22 protein-coding genes and 1 riboswitch are annotated in these 17,431 nt (G+C 68.9%); of the genes, 18 read left to right on the top strand and 4 right to left on the bottom strand.

Translation table 11 applies throughout. The features are described 5' to 3' along the window. Genes ASE12_RS03065 through ASE12_RS03050 form a run of 4 tightly spaced genes read left to right on the top strand, consistent with a single transcriptional unit; the run spans position 1 to position 3,509 of the window. Positions 1 to 234, top strand: a complete 234-nt coding sequence (locus ASE12_RS03065; RefSeq protein ID WP_056396802.1) for an RNA-binding S4 domain-containing protein — start codon at positions 1 to 3, stop codon at positions 232 to 234. After that, a complete protein-coding gene (locus tag ASE12_RS03060; protein WP_056396799.1) occupies positions 231 to 1,373 on the top strand; it encodes a hypothetical protein in 1,143 nt (380 codons plus the stop codon). Before ASE12_RS03065 ends, ASE12_RS03060 begins: the two co-directional genes overlap by 4 nt. Before the next feature lie 59 nt (positions 1,374 to 1,432). Continuing rightward, positions 1,433 to 2,461, top strand: coding sequence for an LLM class flavin-dependent oxidoreductase (locus tag ASE12_RS03055; protein WP_056396795.1), 1,029 nt, complete (start codon positions 1,433 to 1,435; stop codon positions 2,459 to 2,461). A 10-nt stretch (positions 2,462 to 2,471) separates the two neighbouring features. Beyond that, positions 2,472 to 3,509, top strand: coding sequence for a Gfo/Idh/MocA family protein (locus ASE12_RS03050; RefSeq protein ID WP_056396792.1), 1,038 nt, complete (start codon positions 2,472 to 2,474; stop codon positions 3,507 to 3,509). 3 nt (positions 3,510 to 3,512) lie between these two features. Here ASE12_RS03050 and ASE12_RS03045 read toward each other — a convergent pair whose 3' ends face one another. Continuing rightward, the gene (locus ASE12_RS03045; RefSeq protein ID WP_056396790.1) at positions 3,513 to 4,301 is read right to left on the bottom strand and encodes an ABC transporter ATP-binding protein; all 789 of its coding nucleotides are present in this window, start codon (positions 4,299 to 4,301) and stop codon (positions 3,513 to 3,515) included. A 45-nt stretch (positions 4,302 to 4,346) separates the two neighbouring features. Between ASE12_RS03045 and ASE12_RS03040 the strand changes: the two genes are divergently transcribed. Beyond that, complete coding sequence (locus ASE12_RS03040) at positions 4,347 to 5,150, top strand: spermidine synthase (RefSeq protein ID WP_056396787.1); 804 nt, start codon at positions 4,347 to 4,349, stop codon at positions 5,148 to 5,150. A 27-nt stretch (positions 5,151 to 5,177) separates the two neighbouring features. Here the strand turns inward: ASE12_RS03040 and ASE12_RS03035 are convergent, their stop codons facing one another. Together ASE12_RS03035 and rocD are read right to left on the bottom strand one after the other, a co-directional pair. Continuing rightward, positions 5,178 to 5,969: a hypothetical protein gene (locus tag ASE12_RS03035; protein WP_056396783.1), complete on the bottom strand. Its 792-nt coding sequence runs from the start codon at positions 5,967 to 5,969 to the stop codon at positions 5,178 to 5,180. 133 nt (positions 5,970 to 6,102) lie between these two features. Next, positions 6,103 to 7,317, bottom strand: coding sequence for an ornithine--oxo-acid transaminase (rocD, locus tag ASE12_RS03030; RefSeq protein ID WP_056396780.1), 1,215 nt, complete (start codon positions 7,315 to 7,317; stop codon positions 6,103 to 6,105). Positions 7,318 to 7,435: 118 nt separating this feature from the next. On the opposite strand from rocD, the gene ASE12_RS03025 reads away from it, so the two are divergent. The 4 genes from ASE12_RS03025 to ASE12_RS03010 are packed head-to-tail and all read left to right on the top strand — an operon-like array spanning position 7,436 to position 11,114. Further along, complete coding sequence (locus tag ASE12_RS03025; protein WP_056396777.1) at positions 7,436 to 7,963, top strand: hypothetical protein; 528 nt, start codon at positions 7,436 to 7,438, stop codon at positions 7,961 to 7,963. A gap of 38 nt (positions 7,964 to 8,001) precedes the next feature. Continuing rightward, positions 8,002 to 8,670, top strand: a complete 669-nt coding sequence (locus ASE12_RS03020; RefSeq protein ID WP_056396774.1) for a YcnI family protein — start codon at positions 8,002 to 8,004, stop codon at positions 8,668 to 8,670. Then, positions 8,663 to 9,175: a copper resistance CopC family protein gene (locus ASE12_RS03015; RefSeq protein WP_056396771.1), complete on the top strand. Its 513-nt coding sequence runs from the start codon at positions 8,663 to 8,665 to the stop codon at positions 9,173 to 9,175. Before ASE12_RS03020 ends, ASE12_RS03015 begins: the two co-directional genes overlap by 8 nt. After that, the gene (locus ASE12_RS03010; protein WP_056396767.1) at positions 9,156 to 11,114 is read left to right on the top strand and encodes a bifunctional copper resistance protein CopD/cytochrome c oxidase assembly protein; all 1,959 of its coding nucleotides are present in this window, start codon (positions 9,156 to 9,158) and stop codon (positions 11,112 to 11,114) included. Before ASE12_RS03015 ends, ASE12_RS03010 begins: the two co-directional genes overlap by 20 nt. Positions 11,115 to 11,139: 25 nt before the next feature. On the opposite strand, the gene ASE12_RS03005 is transcribed toward ASE12_RS03010, so the two are convergent. Continuing rightward, positions 11,140 to 11,757, bottom strand: a complete 618-nt coding sequence (locus tag ASE12_RS03005) for a superoxide dismutase (protein ID WP_056396764.1) — start codon at positions 11,755 to 11,757, stop codon at positions 11,140 to 11,142. A 210-nt stretch (positions 11,758 to 11,967) separates the two neighbouring features. Here ASE12_RS03005 and ASE12_RS03000 point away from each other — a divergent pair, with 210 nt between their 5' ends. From ASE12_RS03000 to ASE12_RS02960, 9 genes are all read left to right on the top strand, one after another. Next, on the top strand, positions 11,968 to 12,543 hold the full coding sequence (locus ASE12_RS03000) for a CDP-alcohol phosphatidyltransferase family protein (RefSeq protein ID WP_056396761.1): 576 nt from the start codon (positions 11,968 to 11,970) through the stop codon (positions 12,541 to 12,543). Position 12,544: 1 nt separating this feature from the next. Next, positions 12,545 to 13,342 carry a DUF881 domain-containing protein gene (locus tag ASE12_RS02995; RefSeq protein WP_056396758.1) on the top strand — a complete coding sequence of 266 codons (798 nt, stop codon included), beginning with the start codon at positions 12,545 to 12,547 and terminating at the stop codon, positions 13,340 to 13,342. Next, on the top strand, positions 13,339 to 13,671 hold the full coding sequence (locus ASE12_RS02990) for a small basic family protein (RefSeq protein ID WP_056396755.1): 333 nt from the start codon (positions 13,339 to 13,341) through the stop codon (positions 13,669 to 13,671). Before ASE12_RS02995 ends, ASE12_RS02990 begins: the two co-directional genes overlap by 4 nt. Next, complete coding sequence (locus tag ASE12_RS02985; protein ID WP_056396752.1) at positions 13,664 to 14,368, top strand: DUF881 domain-containing protein; 705 nt, start codon at positions 13,664 to 13,666, stop codon at positions 14,366 to 14,368. The genes ASE12_RS02990 and ASE12_RS02985 overlap by 8 nt, the downstream gene beginning before the upstream one ends. A 17-nt stretch (positions 14,369 to 14,385) precedes the next feature. Then, positions 14,386 to 14,763: a glycine cleavage system protein GcvH gene (gene gcvH, locus ASE12_RS02980; RefSeq protein ID WP_056396749.1), complete on the top strand. Its 378-nt coding sequence runs from the start codon at positions 14,386 to 14,388 to the stop codon at positions 14,761 to 14,763. A gap of 91 nt (positions 14,764 to 14,854) precedes the next feature. Next, positions 14,855 to 15,307 carry an FHA domain-containing protein gene (locus tag ASE12_RS02975; protein WP_056404491.1) on the top strand — a complete coding sequence of 151 codons (453 nt, stop codon included), beginning with the start codon at positions 14,855 to 14,857 and terminating at the stop codon, positions 15,305 to 15,307. Next, positions 15,304 to 16,023 carry a MerR family transcriptional regulator gene (locus ASE12_RS02970; RefSeq protein ID WP_200954953.1) on the top strand — a complete coding sequence of 240 codons (720 nt, stop codon included), beginning with the start codon at positions 15,304 to 15,306 and terminating at the stop codon, positions 16,021 to 16,023. Before ASE12_RS02975 ends, ASE12_RS02970 begins: the two co-directional genes overlap by 4 nt. A 4-nt stretch (positions 16,024 to 16,027) precedes the next feature. Continuing rightward, positions 16,028 to 16,504: a bifunctional nuclease family protein gene (locus ASE12_RS02965; protein WP_056396747.1), complete on the top strand. Its 477-nt coding sequence runs from the start codon at positions 16,028 to 16,030 to the stop codon at positions 16,502 to 16,504. 166 nt (positions 16,505 to 16,670) lie between these two features. Next, positions 16,671 to 17,255, top strand: coding sequence for a MerR family transcriptional regulator (locus ASE12_RS02960; protein WP_056214021.1), 585 nt, complete (start codon positions 16,671 to 16,673; stop codon positions 17,253 to 17,255). Positions 17,256 to 17,297: 42 nt separating this feature from the next. After that, positions 17,298 to 17,386, top strand: a riboswitch (glycine riboswitch). Positions 17,387 to 17,431: the final 45 nt, after the last annotated feature.

The raw sequence follows: 17,431 nt of genomic DNA, 5'->3' as shown, positions 1-17,431 counted from the left end.
ATGGCCTCCGACGACATCGAGATCGTTCCCATCACGGGAGACATGATCCGGCTGGGACAGTTCCTCAAGTTCGCCAACTTCGCGGAGTCGGGCGCCGCAGCCGGTGAGCTGATCCAGGGCGGCGACGTCACCGTCGACGGCGAGGTGGAGACCCGTCGCGGGCGCCAGCTCGCCAAGGGCATGCTCGTCGAGGTGCAGCTGCCCGGCACGACCCTCGCGGCGCGCGTCGGGTGAACCGGTCGAGGAGCCTGCTCTCGGCCGTCGTCGTGCTGCTCGGCATCGGTCTCGCCGTCACCCTGTACGTCCGTGGGGACGGCGTCACCGACGACGTGTTCGACAGCGAAGTGCGGGCGGTGCAGCCGACCATCGCGCCTGCCGAGGCCGCAACCGTCGTCAGGGGCGGGATGCTGGTGACGTACGGCGGCGTGGGTCACCTCGTGCCGCACGCGGTGAGCGCAGTGTGGCTACCGAACGGACAGGTGTTACTGGCGATCGAGCGCAAGGAACCGGGCCACCTCTCCCAGACCTACCGGCTCTTCGACCCGCTCCGCGCCCGCTTCACCGGCTCGCCGATCAAGGACCAGCTCGACCTGCCCATCGACCCGACCACCGAGCTCGCCTTCCTCGATGGCCACCGGTTGCTGCGCTGGGACCTCGAGCTGACCTCGCGCCACGTCGTGAACCTGCCGACGCGGACGCACAGCAAGGGAAGTGGCGACGTCGTGCGTTCGTACGGTGGGCAGCCCGTCACGATCGACGGCGCCACCTTCGTGCGCTTCAGCGAGGTGGAGGACGAGGAGAAGACCTTGGAGTACGGGGTCACCCGGGTCGACGCTGACGGCTCCACCTCGGACGTGCTCAAGGGCGACCGGATCACCCGCCTGCGGGTCTCGGCGGACGGCCGGAGCCTGCTGGCCGTCCAGCAGCATAAGGGCGAGCCCTGCGGTGGCTGTGTCGTGCGGCAGGACGTCGTCGAGATCGATCCGGACGACGGGAAGATCGTGGGTGCCTACGGAGCGCCGGCCGGCTACACCAAGCAGTGGCGGATCACCCGGCTCGACAAGGTCGGCAGCACGGTGGCGGTCCGCTACGAAGGCATCTGCGTGACGGGCGACCTCACGTGCGTCCCCAAGCAGCACGGCACGTGGACCTACCGCGACGGCGAGTGGTCGAAGGTCGCGGGCAGCGAGCGGGTCGAGACCTGGTGGCAGAGCCGCGGCGACCGGATCGTGCGCCGTGCCGATCGCAACGTGCTGACGACGCCGTTGGAGTGGTGGCACGACGGTGAGCGGAGCCGTGTCGACGGGTTCCTGGCGGACGAGGACAACAACACCGGCGACGTCGCCGGTGGCCTGCTCCGACCCGCATCCTGACCGGGAACAGTCCTCGACGCCGCGGCGTTGAACGGGCGTACCTCAACCCGGGAGATGACATGGCACAGCTCGAGCTCGGTCTCGACACCTTCGGCGACGTGACGTTCGGCGACGACGGCACACCGCTGCCGTACGACCAGGTGATCCGCAACATCGTCGACCAGGCGGTGCTGGCCGACGAGCTGGGCCTCGCGTTCTTCGGCGTGGGGGAGCACCACCGCGAGGACTTCGCCGTCACGGCGCCGGAGGTCGTGCTCGCCGCGATCGCCGCGCGCACGACCAACATCCACCTCGGCACCGCAGTCACGGTGCTGAGCTCCGACGACCCGATCCGCGTCTACGAGCGGTTCGCGACGCTCGATGCGCTGTCCAACGGCCGCGCGGAGGTCATCCTGGGGCGCGGCTCGTTCACGGAGTCGTTCCCGCTGTTCGGCTTCGACCTCAGCCAGTACGAGGAGCTGTTCAGCGAGAAGCTCGACCTGTTCGCCGCTCTGCGCGAGGAAGGGCCGATCACGTGGTCCGGCAACCTGCGGCCCCCGCTGGAGGGGCAGGAGGTGTTCCCCAAGACCGCCGCCGGGAGCCTCACGACCTGGATCGGCGTGGGCGGCAGCCCCGAGTCGGTCATCCGCGCCGCCCGTTACGGCATCCCGCTGATGCTCGCGATCATCGGCGGCCCGCCCGCGCAGTTCAAGCCGTACGCGGACCTCTACCGGCAGGCGCTCGAGCAGCTCGGCAAGCCGCAGCTGCCGATCGGCGTCCACTCGCCGGGTCACGTCGCCGACACCGATGAGCAGGCGCTCGACGAGCTGTGGCCGCACTACGAGGTGCAGCGCACGAGGATCGGTCGTGAGCGCGGCTGGCCGCCGGCGACCCGCGCCGAGTTCGAGGCGTCTGCCGGACCCGAGGGTGCGCTGTACGTCGGCTCGCCCCAGACCGTCGCCGACAAGATCGTCCGGAACACCAAGATCCTGGGGATCGACCGGTTCGACCTGAAGTTCAGCAACGGCACGCTGTCGCACGACAAGCTGATGCGCAGCATCGAGCTGTACGGCCGGGAGGTCGTGCCGCTCGTACGGGCGGCGCTCTAGAGTCCTCAGCATGATGCTCGAGTCGCTGCCGGCCCCGCGTACGCCCGACCCCATGGAGGCGCCCACGTTGCGGTGGGGCGTGATGGGGCCGGGCTGGATCGCGGAGCAGTTCACGAAGTCGCTGCAGGCGTACACACGTCAGCAGGTCGTCGCGGTTGGCTCGCGGGCACTGCCCAGGGCGCAGGAGTTCGCCGCGGAGCACGACGTACGCACGGCGGTCGGCAGCTACGAGGAGCTGGCGGCACTCGACGACGTCGACATCGTCTACGTCGCGACCCCGCACCCGGCCCACCTCGAGCTCGCGGTGTTGAGCCTCGAGGCGGGCAAGCACGTGCTCGTGGAGAAGCCGATCGGGCTGAGCGCCGGACAGGCTCGCAAGATCGCCGCGGTGGCGGAGCGCACCGGGCTCTACTGCGCCGAGGCGTTGTGGACGATGTTCCTCCCCAAGTGGGACGTCGTCCGCCAGGTCGTCGAGCTCGGTGGCCTCGGCGAGCTCACCTCGGTCCACTCCGAGTACGGCGAGGCGTTCCCCGAGGGCCATCGGGTGTTCGACCCGGCCCTGGCCGGCGGGCCGTTGCTCGACCTCGGGATCTACCCGCTCGCGTTCGTCACCTCGTTGCTCGGACCGCACGAGTCGATCGCCGCACTCGGCCAGCAGGACCCGCACGGGGTCAACGGCCAGCTCGGCGCCACGATGACCCACGCCGGCGGCACGCTCTCGGTCGTCGCCACGACGCTGCACGGCTTGCTGGCCAACCAGGTCACGATCGTCGGCACCGAAGGCGTCCTGACGGTCGAGCCGACACACCACAGCCCGGGCCCGCTGACGCTGCGCTACGCGGACCGCACGCTGACGTACGACGAGCCGCACGGCGACCAGGTGTCGGGGCTGCACTTCCAGGCCGTCGAGGCGGCTCGCCGCATCGCCGCGGGGGAGACCCAGACGCCGTGGTGGACCCTGGGGGCGTCGATCACGGCCCTCGAGGCGTCCGACGAGATCCGGCGGCAGATCGGCGACGACCTGACCGCAGCGGGCCTGCGGGAGTGACGCTCAGGCGGTGGCGCTCCAGCGACCGTCGCGGTGCTGGATCCGGATCGGGTGGTCGAAGCACTCGCTGACCAGCTCGGTCGTCAGCACGTCGCCGACCGGCCCCGATGCGAGCACGCGCCCGGCACGCAGAAGGACTGCGTGCGTCGTCGAGCGGGGCAGCTCCTCGAAGTGGTGCGTCACCATCACGGTGGCCGTCTCCGGATGCTGGACGCGCAGCTCGTCGAGGGTCGTGAGCAGTTGTTCGCGGGCGGCGACGTCCAGGCCGGTCGACGGCTCGTCCAGCAGGAGCAGCGGCGGGTCGTGCATCAGGGCTCGGGCGATGAGCGTACGGCCGCGCTCGCCCTGCGACATCGTGAGCCAGTGCGGCGACGTCGGCACGTCCACGCCGAGGGTCTTCATGAGCAGCCGGGCCCGGTCGCGCTCCTCCTGCGAAGGGGTCCATCGAGGGACCAGCTCGATCGAGCCGGCGACGCCGGTCAGCACCACCTGCTCGACGGTCAGGTCGGACTCGAGCGGGTGGCGCGGGTTGACGTAGCCGATGTGCCCCCGGAGCTCGCGCATGTCGACCCGGCCCAGCTGCTTGCCGAGCACGCGAACGGTCCCGCGGGTCGGGTGGGTCACCGCTCCGCACAGGTTGAGCAGGGTCGTCTTGCCGGCGCCGTTGGGCCCGATGAGCGCCCAGTGCTCACCGCGACGCACCGTGAGGTCGATCCCGGACAGGAGCAGCTTGCCCTCGCGCACGAAGTCGACGCCGTCCACGCCCAGCACCACGTCGTCCGGTTGACTCACGCCACCAGCCTAGGCAACGCCTACAGTGGCCCGGTGACCGAGCGCGTGATCGAGATCGTCCAGGACCGCGACCGCCCGTCGGGTCACACGCTCCGCATCGACGGCACGGACCAGTCGCACGTCGACCTCGACGATCCCCGCCGGCTCGAGTTCGACTACATGCGGCGCATCGCCGACGTGATCGACGCCCACGCCACCCCAGGCGTGCCGCTGCGGTTCGTGCACGTCGGGGGAGCGGCGATGACGATCCCGCGGTACGTCTCGGCGACCCGGCCGACCTCGGCGCAGGTCGTGCTCGAGCCGGACGAGCGGGTCACGGCGCTCGTGCGCGAACAGCTGCCCTTGCCGCGCAACAGCGGCATCAAGGTGCGGCCGGTCGACGGTCGCGCCGGCGTCGCCGCCCTGCGCGCGGACTTCGCGGACGTCGTGATCCTCGATGCGTACGACGGCGCGCAGGTGCCCGCGGAGCTCGCCACGACGGAGTTCTTCGCCGATCTCGCGAGGGTCGTGGTGGACGGCGGTGTCGTGCTGCTCAACCTCGCCGACCGCGCGCCGTTCCCGTACGTGCGCCGGGTGGTCCGCGGTGTGCGCGACCACTTCGACCAGGTCATGATCAGCGCCGAGCCGGCGACGCTCAAGGGCCGCCGGTTCGGCAACGTGCTGGTCTCCGCCTCGCAGTCGGCGTTGCCCTGGGAGGCGCTGGCCAGGCGCGCGGCGAGCTCACCGTTCCCGTACCGGGTGCTGCCCTACCGCGATGTCGTCGAGAAGTTCGCCGGCAAGACGCCGTTCACCGACGCGGACAGCGAGCAGTCTCCGGCCCCGCCCGGAGGAGCGACGTTCTTCAGCTGAGGGGCGTGGCGCCTCCGCCCGTGGACATCATGAGGCGCAGTTGACCCGCGCTGATCCGAACACGACTGCGTCGACGACGTCAGGCACGCTGTCCGAGCGATACGTACTGAGGTTGATCGCCTCGACATCAGACGCCATCCGGATGTACGCGTCACGCGGGAACTGATCGGCCGCGACGCCCTTGTCGTAGTAGCCGTTCCCCGTCACGGGGTAGTAGATCGCATACTGCGCCGTGAAGACCGCGCTCGTCGACGGGTTCGTGGCGTCGACACCGGTCGAGGACTGGAACAGGCGACAGTGAAGGCCCACGAGGCTCCATTGTCCGAACCCACCGCTCAGCAGTCGCACCGACTTCGCGTACGACCGGGTGGTCGCGGTGTCGAAGGAATTGTTGAGGGTGAACGTGCCGGTCGTCATGCTGGTGGCCGACGCAGTCGGCAGGTCCGCAAGATAGCGCCAGCGGTAGACCGACACCGTGCGGGTCGAGCTGATTCCCGTCGCATGTGACCCGGACCTGGACTTGATCACCCGGTAGCCGACGACACCCGGTCCGGGCTTCACCGCGTACGAGTACCTGCTGGTCGAAGAGAGCGTCCGTGTCGTGATGCTCTTCCAGGACCCGGATCCGACTCTCCGCTGGATCGTCACTTTCGCGCCTGCTGCTTTCGGCGACACCGACCCGGACAGCGTCAGGGTCTTGCCGTAGTCGAGCGTCGTCGCGGAGACCGACAACGACACCTTGTAGGCGGTGCCGGCATGGGCGGGGGCGGCGACGAGCGCTGTCGCGACACCGACGGCGAGGGCTAGGAGCAGGCGCATGGCTCGGCAAGCTGGTCGCTCCAGGGAGAGTCGAGGCGGCCATGATATTCAGATTCGTGCACCTAAAACCGCGGAATCGCAGAGAATTCGGGTGAATTCCGAATCGAGGACGGACTGCGGGATCAGCTGAGGCCTAGGCGTGCAGGGCCTCGGCGAGCGAGTCGACGGCGCCGTCGATCTCCTCGCGGGTGATGACCAGCGGGGGAGCGATGCGGAGCGTACGTTCGTGGGTCTCCTTGCAGAGGACGCCGCGATCGCGCAGCGCCATCGAGACCTCGCGCCCGGTCTTGGCCAGCGGGTCGATGTCGATACCGGCCCACAGGCCACGACCACGTACGGCGACGAGGCCCTTGCCGACGAGCTCGTCGAGCCGGCCGTGCAGGTGCTCGCCCAGCTCCTGCGAGCGCTGCTGGAACTCACCGCTCTCGAGCAGCTCGACGACGGCGCGCCCGACGGCACAGGCGACGGGGTAGCCGCCGAACGTCGACCCGTGCTGCCCGGGCTTGAGGACACCGAGCACGTCGGCGCGACCCACGACCGCCGACACCGGGATGATGCCGCCGCCGAGGGCCTTGCCGAGCGTGTAGAGGTCGGCGCGCACGTCGTCGTGGTCGAGCGCGAACAGCTTGCCTGTGCGCGCGAGGCCGGACTGGATCTCGTCGGCGACGAGCAGCACGTCGTTCTCGTCGCACAGGGCGCGTACGCCGGCGAAGAAGCCGGCGGGCGGCACGATGACGCCGGCCTCGCCCTGGATCGGCTCCATCAGCACGGCGGCCGTGTTGGGCGTGATCGCGGCGCGCACGGCGTCGAGGTCGCCGTAGGGGACCGTGATGAACCCCGGCGTGAACGGGCCGTAGTTGTCGTGGGCAACGGGGTCGTCGGAGAACGACACGATCGTCGTCGTGCGGCCGTGGAAGTTGCCGGCGGCGACGATGATCTCGGCGCGGTCGAACTCGACGCCCTTGACCTCGTAGGCCCACTTGCGGGCGACCTTGATCGCCGACTCGACGGCCTCGGCGCCGGTGTTCATCGTCAGCACCATCTCGGTGCCGGTGAGCGCGGCGAGGTCACGGCAGAACGCGCCGAACTGGTCGTTGTGGAACGCGCGGGAGGTCAGCGTGAGGCGTTCGAGCTGGCTGCGGGCCGCGTCGAGCAGGGCGGGGTGGCGATGCCCGAAGTTGAGCGCCGAGTAGCCGGACAGGAAGTCGAGGTAGCGGTTGCCGTCGACGTCCGTGACCCACGCACCCTCGGCCTCGGAGATCACGACCGGGAGGGGGTGATAGTTATGCGCCCCCCACTGCTCGTCGAGGGTGATGAAGGACGCGGTGTCGTGTGCGGTTGCTGCCATGTGACACACGGTACATACGTACGAGGCTCACCCCGAACTCCGGTGATCCCGGCGCCGATCGCGTCGCCGGGCCACTGCCGGTGGCGGCGACGAAATGGCCGATCGATAGCCTGAGGGCGTGCCCGGGACCGCGTTCGACGTCGCGCTGCGACCCGCCGCCGGCCCGGTCCGGCTCGTACGCTCGACAGCCGCCGCGCTCGCCTGTGTCGCCGCGGCAGCCGCCGGTCACCTGACCGCCGGAGGGACGATCGGGACCGCTGCGGTCCTCACCACGTTTGCCGGCGCCACGGCGATCGCCTGGTTGCTCTCGGCGCGGCGGATCACGCCCGGCCAGCTGCTGGGGCTCCTCGTGCTGTGCCAGGTCTGGGTGCACCTGGGCTGCTCCACCGGTGAGATGCACATGTCGGCGTCGATGGTGGCCGCCCACGCGCTGGCCACCGGCGTCAGCGCGCTCGTGCTGGCGCGCGGCGAGGCGTTCGTGTGGCAGCTCGCAGAACGGCTCGGCCTCCGCGTCACGCCCAACGGGCTGCGCGTCGCCGCGATCCCGTCATGGCGCCCGCTCGCCCCGGTGGTCGCGACGCGATCACTCCATGACGTACGCCTGGCACACTCACGCGCCGAGAGGGGACCGCCGAGCGGGATCTGACCCCGCTTCGCACCTTCCCTCACAGAAAGCTCATCTTCATGAATCGCACCACCGCGCGGCTGTCTGCTGCGCTCATCACGGTTGCCCTCGTGGGCATCGCCGGCCCCGCCTTCGCCCACGTGTCGGTGTCCTCGACGGACGCTGCACCGGGCGGATTCGGCAAGGCGGTCTTCCGCGTGCCGACCGAGTCCGAGACGGCGTCGACGACCAAGCTCGTCATCACGCTGCCCGAGGACACACCCTTCGCGTTCCTCAACGCCCAGACGAAGCCGGGCTGGAAGGTCACGGTCACCGAGGCCAAGCTCGCCAAGCCGACCAAGGTCGGCGACTTCGAGCTGACCAAGGCCGTACGCACCGTCACCTGGACGTCGACCGGCGCGGGCATCCCGCCCTCACAGTTCGACGAGTTCGCGATCTCGGGCGGCCCGTTCCCCGAGGCCGGCAAGATCGCGTTCACCGCCGAGCAGACCTACAGCGACGGCAAGGTCGTCGCCTGGGACCAGGTGCAGAAGGGTGACACCGAGCCGGAGCACCCGGCGCCGACGCTCAGCCTGACGGCGCCGGTCGACGACGCCAAGGCCGCGCCCAGCCCTGCGAAGGAGACGGACGACTCCGACACCACGGGGCGTTGGCTCGGTGGTGGCGCGTTGGCGGTGGCGGCCGTCGCCCTGGTTGTGGCTCTGCGGGAGAATCGACGTCGTGCGTAACGTCGTTCTCCGTGCGGCTCTCCTGAGCCTCGTCCTGCTTCTGGTGGGGTCGGGCCCGGCGTCGGCGCATGCGTCGCTCGTCGGGTCCGACCCCAAGGACGGGACGACCCTCCAAACGGCACCGTCGTCGATCACGTTCACGTTCAACGAGAACGTCGGCAACCCGGCCTACATCTCGGTCACCGCGCCCAACGGCCGCAAGGTCGACGTCACGGGCGTCCGCGCCGTCGACAACCGGGTCACCGGGACGGTCGCCGACGTCGACCAGAAGGGGCGCTACACCGCGTCGTATCGCGTCGTCTCGGCCGACGGCCATCCCGTCGAGGGCACGATCCACTACTCCGCGACCACGGGTCGTACGGTCACGCAGGTCGACCCTCCCGAGGAGAAGACATTCCTTCACCGTCACAGCGCTCATCTGTTCTGGGGCATCCTGGCCGCGGCTGTGGCGATCGCCCTGCTCCTCGCGCCGTTGAGGAGGCGAGATGACACGCGCAACCCGTGACGTCCTGCTGGCGTTCCTGCTGGCGGTTGTCTCACTGGTCCTGCTGCTCGAGATCGGCGGTGGGGCGCCCCAGGAGGCCGTGGGCGACCTGCCCACCCCGGGCGACTTCATCGGCTGGGCGGTGCCCTTCACCAAGCTGCTGACGGATGCCTCGGCGGTGCTGGTGATCGGGTTCCTCGCCGGTGCGGTGTTCCTGCTGCCGTCCTCGGGCCCCGAGGTCGAGGGGCTGTCGGTGCGGGCCGTCCGCATCGCCGCCCGTTGGGCGACGGTGTGGGCCGTGGCCAGCATCTTCTACTTCTTCGTCAAGGTCGGTGACACGTTCGCCGCTCCGCTGACCGGACTCAAGTGGCCCTACGTCTCGGGCTATGCGCAGGCGTCCGAGGGCCGCGCCATCCTGCTCCAGGCGTTGCTGGCCGCCGTGGTTGCGGTCGGCGCACGCTGGACGCTCAGCACCCGCTCCTTGGCCGCGCTGCTCGGTCTCGCGCTGGCCGGTATGGCGCCGATCGCCCTCACCGGCCACGCGGCGTCGTCCGGATCGCACGACCTGGCCACGACGAGCCTGCTCCTGCACCTGCTCGGCGTGACGCTGTGGGTCGGTGGTCTTGCGGCACTCGGCTGGGTCGCGACGCACGGCAGCAAGCGGCTCGAACCTGCGGTCGCCCGGTTCTCGACGCTGGCCACCTGGGCGTTCGTCATCATCGGCGTCTCAGGCGTCGTCAACGCCTCCGTGCGGCTCGGCTCGTTCGACGAGGTCTTCGGATCGGCGTACGGCCGGCTGGTGCTGCTCAAGGTCGCTGCGATCGCAGCCCTCGGCTGGATGGGGTGGCAGCAGCGCCGCAGGATCCGGAGCAAGGGTGCCGGGTTCCTGCGTCTCGCCGTCACCGAGCTGTTCATCATGGCGGCCACGATGGGGCTGGCGGTGGCGCTGTCACGCACCCCGACCCCGGTGGGCAAGAACGTGTTCAACACCCCGATCGAGGAGCTGCTCGGCGGCCCGTTGCCCGCTGCACCGACCGTCATGCGCCTCTTGTGGGGCTGGTCCGGCAACGGTGTGGGGCTGGCCGTCGTGGGTCTCGGCACGGCGCTCTACCTGCGCGGCGTCTGGGCGATGCGCCAGCGCGGTGACGCGTGGCCGGTCGGCCGTACGATCTCGTGGCTGGTCGGCATGGTCGTCATCGCGTGGGCGACGTTCGGCGGCCTGGGGGTCTACTCGCACGTCCTGTTCAGCGCCCACATGGCGTCGCACATGCTCCTGTCGATGGTGGCGCCGATCTTCCTCGTGCTCGGCGCGCCGATGACACTGGCCCTGCGTACGCTCCCGGGACCGCGTCAGCCAGGCGAGGTGGCACCTCGCACGATGCTGCTGGCGTTCCTGCACTCGCGGTTCTCGCGGTTCTTCACCCACCCGCTCGTCGGTCCGGTGCTGTTCGTCGGCAGCCTCTACGGGCTCTACTTCAGCGGCGCCTTCGAGTCCCTGATGGGCAACCACTGGGGTCACGCGATCATGGAGCTGCACTTCCTGGCGGTCGGCACGTTGTTCTACTACGTGCTCATCGGCATCGATCCGGCACCGCGCGCCGTGGCCCCGCTCGTCCGCTTCGTGATGCTGCTCGTCACCGTGCCGTTCCACGCGTTCTTCGCGGTCGCGGTCATGTCGTCCAACACGGTGTTCGCCGGCGACTACTGGCGCTCGCTCGACCGGCCGTACCGCACGGACCTGCTCGCCGACCAGTACCTCGGCGGCGGCATGGCGTGGGCCATGGGGGAGATCCCGCTGATCCTCGTGATGATCGCGATCCTCGTGCAGTGGTTCCGGTCCGACGCCCGCGAGGCCAAGCGGTTCGACCGGTCCGAGAGCCGTACGGGCGACGAGCAGCTCGAGGCCTACAACGCCCGGCTCCGCGACCTCGCCGAGCACGGAAAACGGCGGGACCCCTGAGGGATCCCGCCGTCCGTGTCGCCGGTCAGAAGATGATCTGGCCGCCGGAGGTTGCTGCGGTGAACCGCGCCTGCGCGTCGGCCCAGTTCGCGATGTTCCACCACGCCTTGACGTAGTCGCCCTTGACGTTGAGGTAGTCGAGGTAGAACGCGTGCTCCCACATGTCCAGCTGGATGATCGGGATCAGCGTCGCCGGGATGTTGTTCTGCTGGTCGAACAGCTGCACGTTGATCAGCCGCTGGCCCAGCGTGTCCCAGGCCAGGATCGCCCAGCCGGAGCCCTGCAGGCCCAGCGCCGACGCCTCGAACTGCGCGCGGAACGCGTCGAACGAGCCGAAGTTGTCGTCGATCGCGGCGCCCAGCTCGCCGTCGGGCTTGTCGCCGCCCTCGGGGGAGAGGTTCTTCCAGAAGATCGAGTGGTTGATGTGACCGCCGAGGTTGAACGCGAGGTTCTTCTCCAGCAGGTTGATCGTGTCGTGGGCCTCGGTGCTGCGCGCCTCTTCGAGCTTCTCGAGCGCGGTGTTCAGGCCGTTGACGTAGTTCTGATGATGCTTCGAGTGGTGAAGCTCCATGATCTTGCCCGAAATGTGCGGATCCAGTGCGCCGTAGTCGTACGGCAGATCCGGAAGTGTGTAGTCAGCCACGATCCTCCTCGGGACGGGGCACCTCGTGTGCCCGGTGTGTAGTTGTATGCGTTTCAACTGCCAGTCTGTCAGTCCTGTTCCCGTACGCAACGGCGGTGCCCAACCCGTGGGCAGCGCGCCCGTGTCCGGCGCCTTCACACCAGTACGCATGTCCTAGTCTGTCTGTGGACATTCCGGGGGGAACGACCACGACGTACGAGGAGGATCGAGATGGAGGAGCGCATCCTCACGATCCCCAACGCCCTCAGCTTCGTACGCCTGCTGCTCGTCCCGGTGTTCCTGTGGCTCGTGCTCGGACCCAAGTGGGACGAGCTGGCGCTGGCCGTCCTGATGGTCTCCGGCATCACCGACTACCTCGACGGCAAGCTGGCCCGGCGGCTCAACCAGACGTCCAAGATCGGCGCGATCCTCGACCCCGTTGCTGACCGGTTCTTCATCCTCGCCGTCGTGATCGGCCTGGGCTACCGCGACATCATCCCGTGGTGGCTGGCCGTGATCCTGCCGTTGCGCGACGTCTTCCTGTTCAGCCTCGTGCCGTTCCTGCGCACGCGTGGCTACAGCTCGTTGCCCGTCCACTTCCTCGGCAAGGCCGCCACGGCGAGCCTGCTCTACGCCTTCCCGCTGCTGCTGCTGGGTGACGCGACCGGCACCGTGGCCGACCTCGCCAACGTCTTCGGCTGGGCGTTCACGATCTGGGGCGTGGCGCTCTACTGGTGGGGAGGCGTCCTGTACGCCTTCCAGGTGCGCCGGCTCATGACCTCGACGGCGCCCGTCGTCCGGAGCTGACGTGTCCGGGCCGGAGGCGCCGCAGCGGGCCGAGGGCCTGCTCGAGCAGATCGCTGACACTGCGCTCGACGACGACTACTACGTCGTCCGGGCCGGCGACTACGCCCAGTCGCGCGAGTTCAACACGCCGCTCACCGGGCTCGTCCTGGCGGCGTTCGCGCTGCTGGTGATGGTCGCCGCGGTGCAGACCCGCAACGACCGCCCCGCGACCGAGCGCGAGCGCAGCACGCTCATCAGTGACGTGGCGGCCCGCAAGAAGCTGCAGACCACCCGTGAGGCGACCGCCGAGCGGCTTCGCAAGCAGGTCGAGGACCTCTCGACCTCGGTCGACCGATTCGACCCGGCCTACCAGAACGTGCGCGTCGAGACCGGCGACCTGGCCGTCACGGGTCCCGGCATCACGGTCGTGGCCGGCCCCAGCACGCAGGACAACGACGACGGCGAGATCACGGACTCGGACCTCCAGATCCTCGTCAACGGTCTCTGGTACGCCGGCGCCGAGGCGGTGTCGATCAACGGCGAGCGCATCGGCTCGCTCACCGGCATCCACTACGCGAACGGCGCGATCAACGTCAACTACACCGACATCGCGCCGCCCTACTCCGTCGTGGCGATCGGCCCCAGCGACACGTTGCTCCAGCGGTTCCAGGACAATCCAGCAGGTCACTACTGGGCGGCGCGGCAAAAGTACGCTGACGTGCAGTTCGGCATGACACCATCGTCTGACCTCTCCGTTCCCGCAGTCCCGAAGAAGCGCATGACGACCCTGCATGCCAAAGCCATCAAGGGGGAAGAATGATCCCGGTCATCGGCCTGGTCGTCGGCGTCGTGGCCGGACTGCTGTTCAAGCCGACGGTGCCCACCGATCTGCAGCCCTACCTGCCGATCGCGATCGTCGCGGCGCTCGACGCCGTCATCGGCGCCCTGCGTGCGCTCGGCGAGCGCCGGTTCAACGACCGGGTGTTCGTGGTGTCGTTCATCTCCAACGTCGTCATTGCCGCGTTCATGGTCTACCTCGGCGACCAGCTGGGCGTGGGCTCACAGCTGTCGACGGGCGTGGTGGTCGTGCTCGGCATCCGTATCTTCGCCAACGCCGCGGCGATCCGACGGAGGATCTTCCATGCCTGAGTCGCGCTGGCGCTCGCTCCTGCGGCCGACCTTTCCGCTGGTCACGGTCGCGGTCCTGCTCGGCATCCTGGGCCTCGCGATCGTGGCGCAGATCAACGAGAAGGACACCGGCGACTACTCGAACGTCCGCGGCGACGACCTCGTCGAGCTGCTCAAGTCCCTCGACGCAGCCAACGAGCGACTCGGCACCCAAATCGACGAGCTCACGACGACACGCAACGACCTGCTCAGCAGCACCAAGCGGAGCGAGCAGGCCGAGAAGCAGGCCAAGCTCCGCGCCGAGCAGCTCGCGATCCTCGCCGGCACGTCCGGTGCGACAGGTCCCGGCGTCGAGGTCGTCATCCAGGACCCCAACAAGGACATCGACGCGTCCGCGCTGCTCGATGCGGTCGAGGAGCTGCGCAGCGCCGGGGCCGAGGCCATTGCGATCAACGGGGTGGCCCGGGTCATCGCGCAGACCTATCTCCTCGACGAGGACGACGCCATCCGGGTCGGCGGACGCGAGATCAAGCGGCCGTACGTCATCGAGGCGATAGGCGACCCATCGGTGCTCCTCGGGGCGGTACGCTTTCCCGGCGGACTCATCGACACCATCGCGACGCGAGGTGGCACGGCGACCGTGACCAAGAAGGACAAGGTCACGATCACGGCCCTGGCAGACGCCACGACCCCTGAGTACGCTCGACCATCATCTTGACCGATTAGGAGCACGCGGTGATCCCTGAGGACCTCTACTACAGCGAAGAGCACGAGTGGGTGCGCCTCGACGAGGACATTGCGACGATCGGCATCACCGACTTCGCCCAGGACCAGCTCGGCGACATCGTCTACGTCGAGCTGCCCGCCGTGGGGGACCGGGTCGAGGCCGGCGCCGTGATCGGCGAGCTGGAGTCCACCAAGTCGGTCTCCGACATCTTCTCGCCGCTGTCCGGCGAGGTCGTGTCCCGCAACGACGCGCTCGACGGAGGGCCCGAGGTCATCAACTCCGACCCCTACGGCGAGGGCTGGCTCATCAAGGTGCGCACGGCCGAGGAGGAGCCGACGGCGTCGCTGCTCGAGGCCGAGGCCTACTCCGCACTCGTCTCCGACTGACGATCACGGCGTGTCGTGAGCGCGCGGGTGCTAAGTTGGAGACGAAGTCTCAACCCGTACTCAAGACCACGACTTTTCAGGAGTGAACCCGATGTCAACGCCGGACCACGAGCCCGACGAAACCGCCGGACCAGTGCCTCCGAGCGATGACACGACGCACATCCCGATCCTCGATGCCGACACCGAGGAGATGTCCGCGTCCGACGTCTCGGCGGTCGAGAACCTGCCGGCCGGCAGCGCGATGCTGCTGGTGCAGCGCGGGCCCGACTCGGGAGCGCGGTTCCTGCTCGACAGCGACGTCGTCACGGTGGGCCGGCACCCCGACAGCGACATCTTCCTCGACGACATCAGCGTCTCGCGTCGCCACGCCACGTTCACGCGCAGCGAGGCGGGCTACGCGATCGCCGACCTGGGCAGCCTCAACGGCAGCTACGTCAACCGTGACCGCATCGACAACGAAGTGACCTTGTCGGGCGGCGATGAGGTGCAGATCGGCAAGTACCGCCTGATCTACTTCGCCGGAGCCCTGAAGGGCGGAGCGTGACGGAGCCGCTGCCGGAGCTGTCCCGCCTCGGCATCGGCAAGGTGCTCGATGAGCTCCTACCAGAGTTTCCCGACCTCACGATCACCAAGATCCGCTACCTCGAGTCCGAGGGTCTGCTGGAGCCGGAGCGTACGTCGTCGGGCTACCGCAAGTTCTCGTTCGGTGACGTCGAGCGCCTGCGGTTCATCCTGCGTCAGCAGCGCGACAAGTTCTGGCCGTTGAGCCACATCCGCCAGGTGCTCGACGACCTGGACCGGGGCGTCGTGCCCGACACCGAGCTCCGCGGTGCGACCCGCGTCCCTCGGTTGAGCCTGGCCGCCGACGGCCTCCCGACCGGTGAGACGTTCGCGGAGCCCAAGAGCCACGTACGCCTGTCGCGTGAGGAGCTGCTCGAATCCGCTGGCATCGACTCCGGCACCCTCGACGCGATCGAGGAGTTCGGCCTGATCGATCGCCGGCCCACCCAGACCTACTACGACGGCGAGGCGCTGCAGGTCGCGGCGCTGGTGGGGGAGTTCGTCGAGCTCGGCATCGAGCCGCGCCACCTCCGCATCTTCCGGACGGCGGCCGACCGCGAGGTCGCGCTGTTCGAGCAGGTCGTGACGCCCCGCGCGCGCCAGCTCGACAAGGAGGCCAGCGAGCAGACCGTGTCGGCGCTAGCGGCCTTGTCCGTGCGACTGCAGACGGTCCTGGTCAGAAGCCGATTGCGCGGTTAGTCCGGTGCGCGAGGTCGAGGTCGTGGGGGTACGGGTCGAGATGCCGACCAACCAGCCGCTGGTGCTCCTCCGGGAGCTCGACGGCGGCCGCTACCTGCCGATCTGGATCGGTGCCGTCGAGGCGTCAGCAATCGCGTACGCCCAACAGGGGACGGTCACGGCCCGGCCGCTGACGCACGAGCTGATGCAGCGGATCGTCGAGGCACTCGGCGACGAGCTCAACGAGGTGCAGATCATCGACGTTCGCGAGGGGATCTTCTACGCCAACTTAATCTTCGCCTCGGGCTCTGAGGTCGAGGCCCGGCCGTCGGACTCGATCGCCCTGGCCCTGCGGTCGGGGGCCCGGATCCTGTGCGCCGAGGACGTGCTCGACGAGGCCGGCATCCTCGCGACCACCGACGAGGACGAGGAGATCGAGAAGTTCCGTGAGTTCCTCGACGAGATCTCGCCCGAGGACTTCGAGAAGCCGCCCGAGGCGTGACCCTCAAGTCTTACGTGAGGGTTGAGGTCCGCGACACGCCCGGTTTTGCGCTCGGTCGTTGCTTTGGCAAAGTCTCACCCTTACCTTGAGAGAACTACCGAAGGTACACGGATGTAGTTCCGTGGAGGTAGTCTTCCCCAATACCAGCATTGGAAGGCATTTTCGGATGATCGAGTCACGCGACGACGACGTCACGGCCACCACGCAAGCCGTGGCAGAGGCCAGCGACCAAGGCCTCCTGTTCACCGATGATGTCTCCCCGCTCCCGGAGGACGCCGGATTCCGCGGTCCGACCGCGTGCAGCGCAGCCGGGATCACCTATCGCCAGCTCGACTACTGGGCCCGCACGGGGCTGGTCGAGCCGACCGTACGCTCGGCGACCGGTTCAGGCACGCAGCGCCTCTACTCGTTCAAGGACATCCTGCTGCTCAAGATCATCAAGCGTCTGCTCGACGCCGGGGTCTCGTTGCAGCAGATCCGCATCGCGATCGACCACCTTCGCGCCCGCGGCACCGACGACCTGACGCAGGTCACGCTCATGAGCGACGGCGCCAGCGTCTACGAGTGCCGCTCGGCCGACGAGGTCATCGACCTCCTGCAGGGCGGCCAGGGCGTGTTCGGCATCGCGATCGGCGGTGTGTGGAAGGAGATCGAGGGCTCGCTCCACGAGCTCCCGAGCGAGCGCGCGGTCGAGATCAGCCTCGCCGACGACGAGCTCGCCGCTCGCCGCCGCGCCCGCCTCAGCTCCTAGACGATACGTCTCGGCACCACCTTGGTAGGCTGGTGCTGCTGTCGACCGCGCGTGGGAGAGTTCGCCCAGGCGGCGCCGAAGGGGCAATTCCTCCCCGGAACCTCTCAGGCACCAAGGACCACGCGACCGAGGCAATTCTGGAGCACCTGACCTCGCGGTCGGGAGTGACAGAAGGG

The sequence above is a fragment of the Aeromicrobium sp. Root236 genome, assembly GCF_001428805.1.
In the GTDB taxonomy this organism is placed as follows: domain Bacteria; phylum Actinomycetota; class Actinomycetes; order Propionibacteriales; family Nocardioidaceae; genus Aeromicrobium.
Note: the sequence above shows the minus strand (reverse complement) of the source record. Positions and strands in the feature narration are given on the sequence as shown.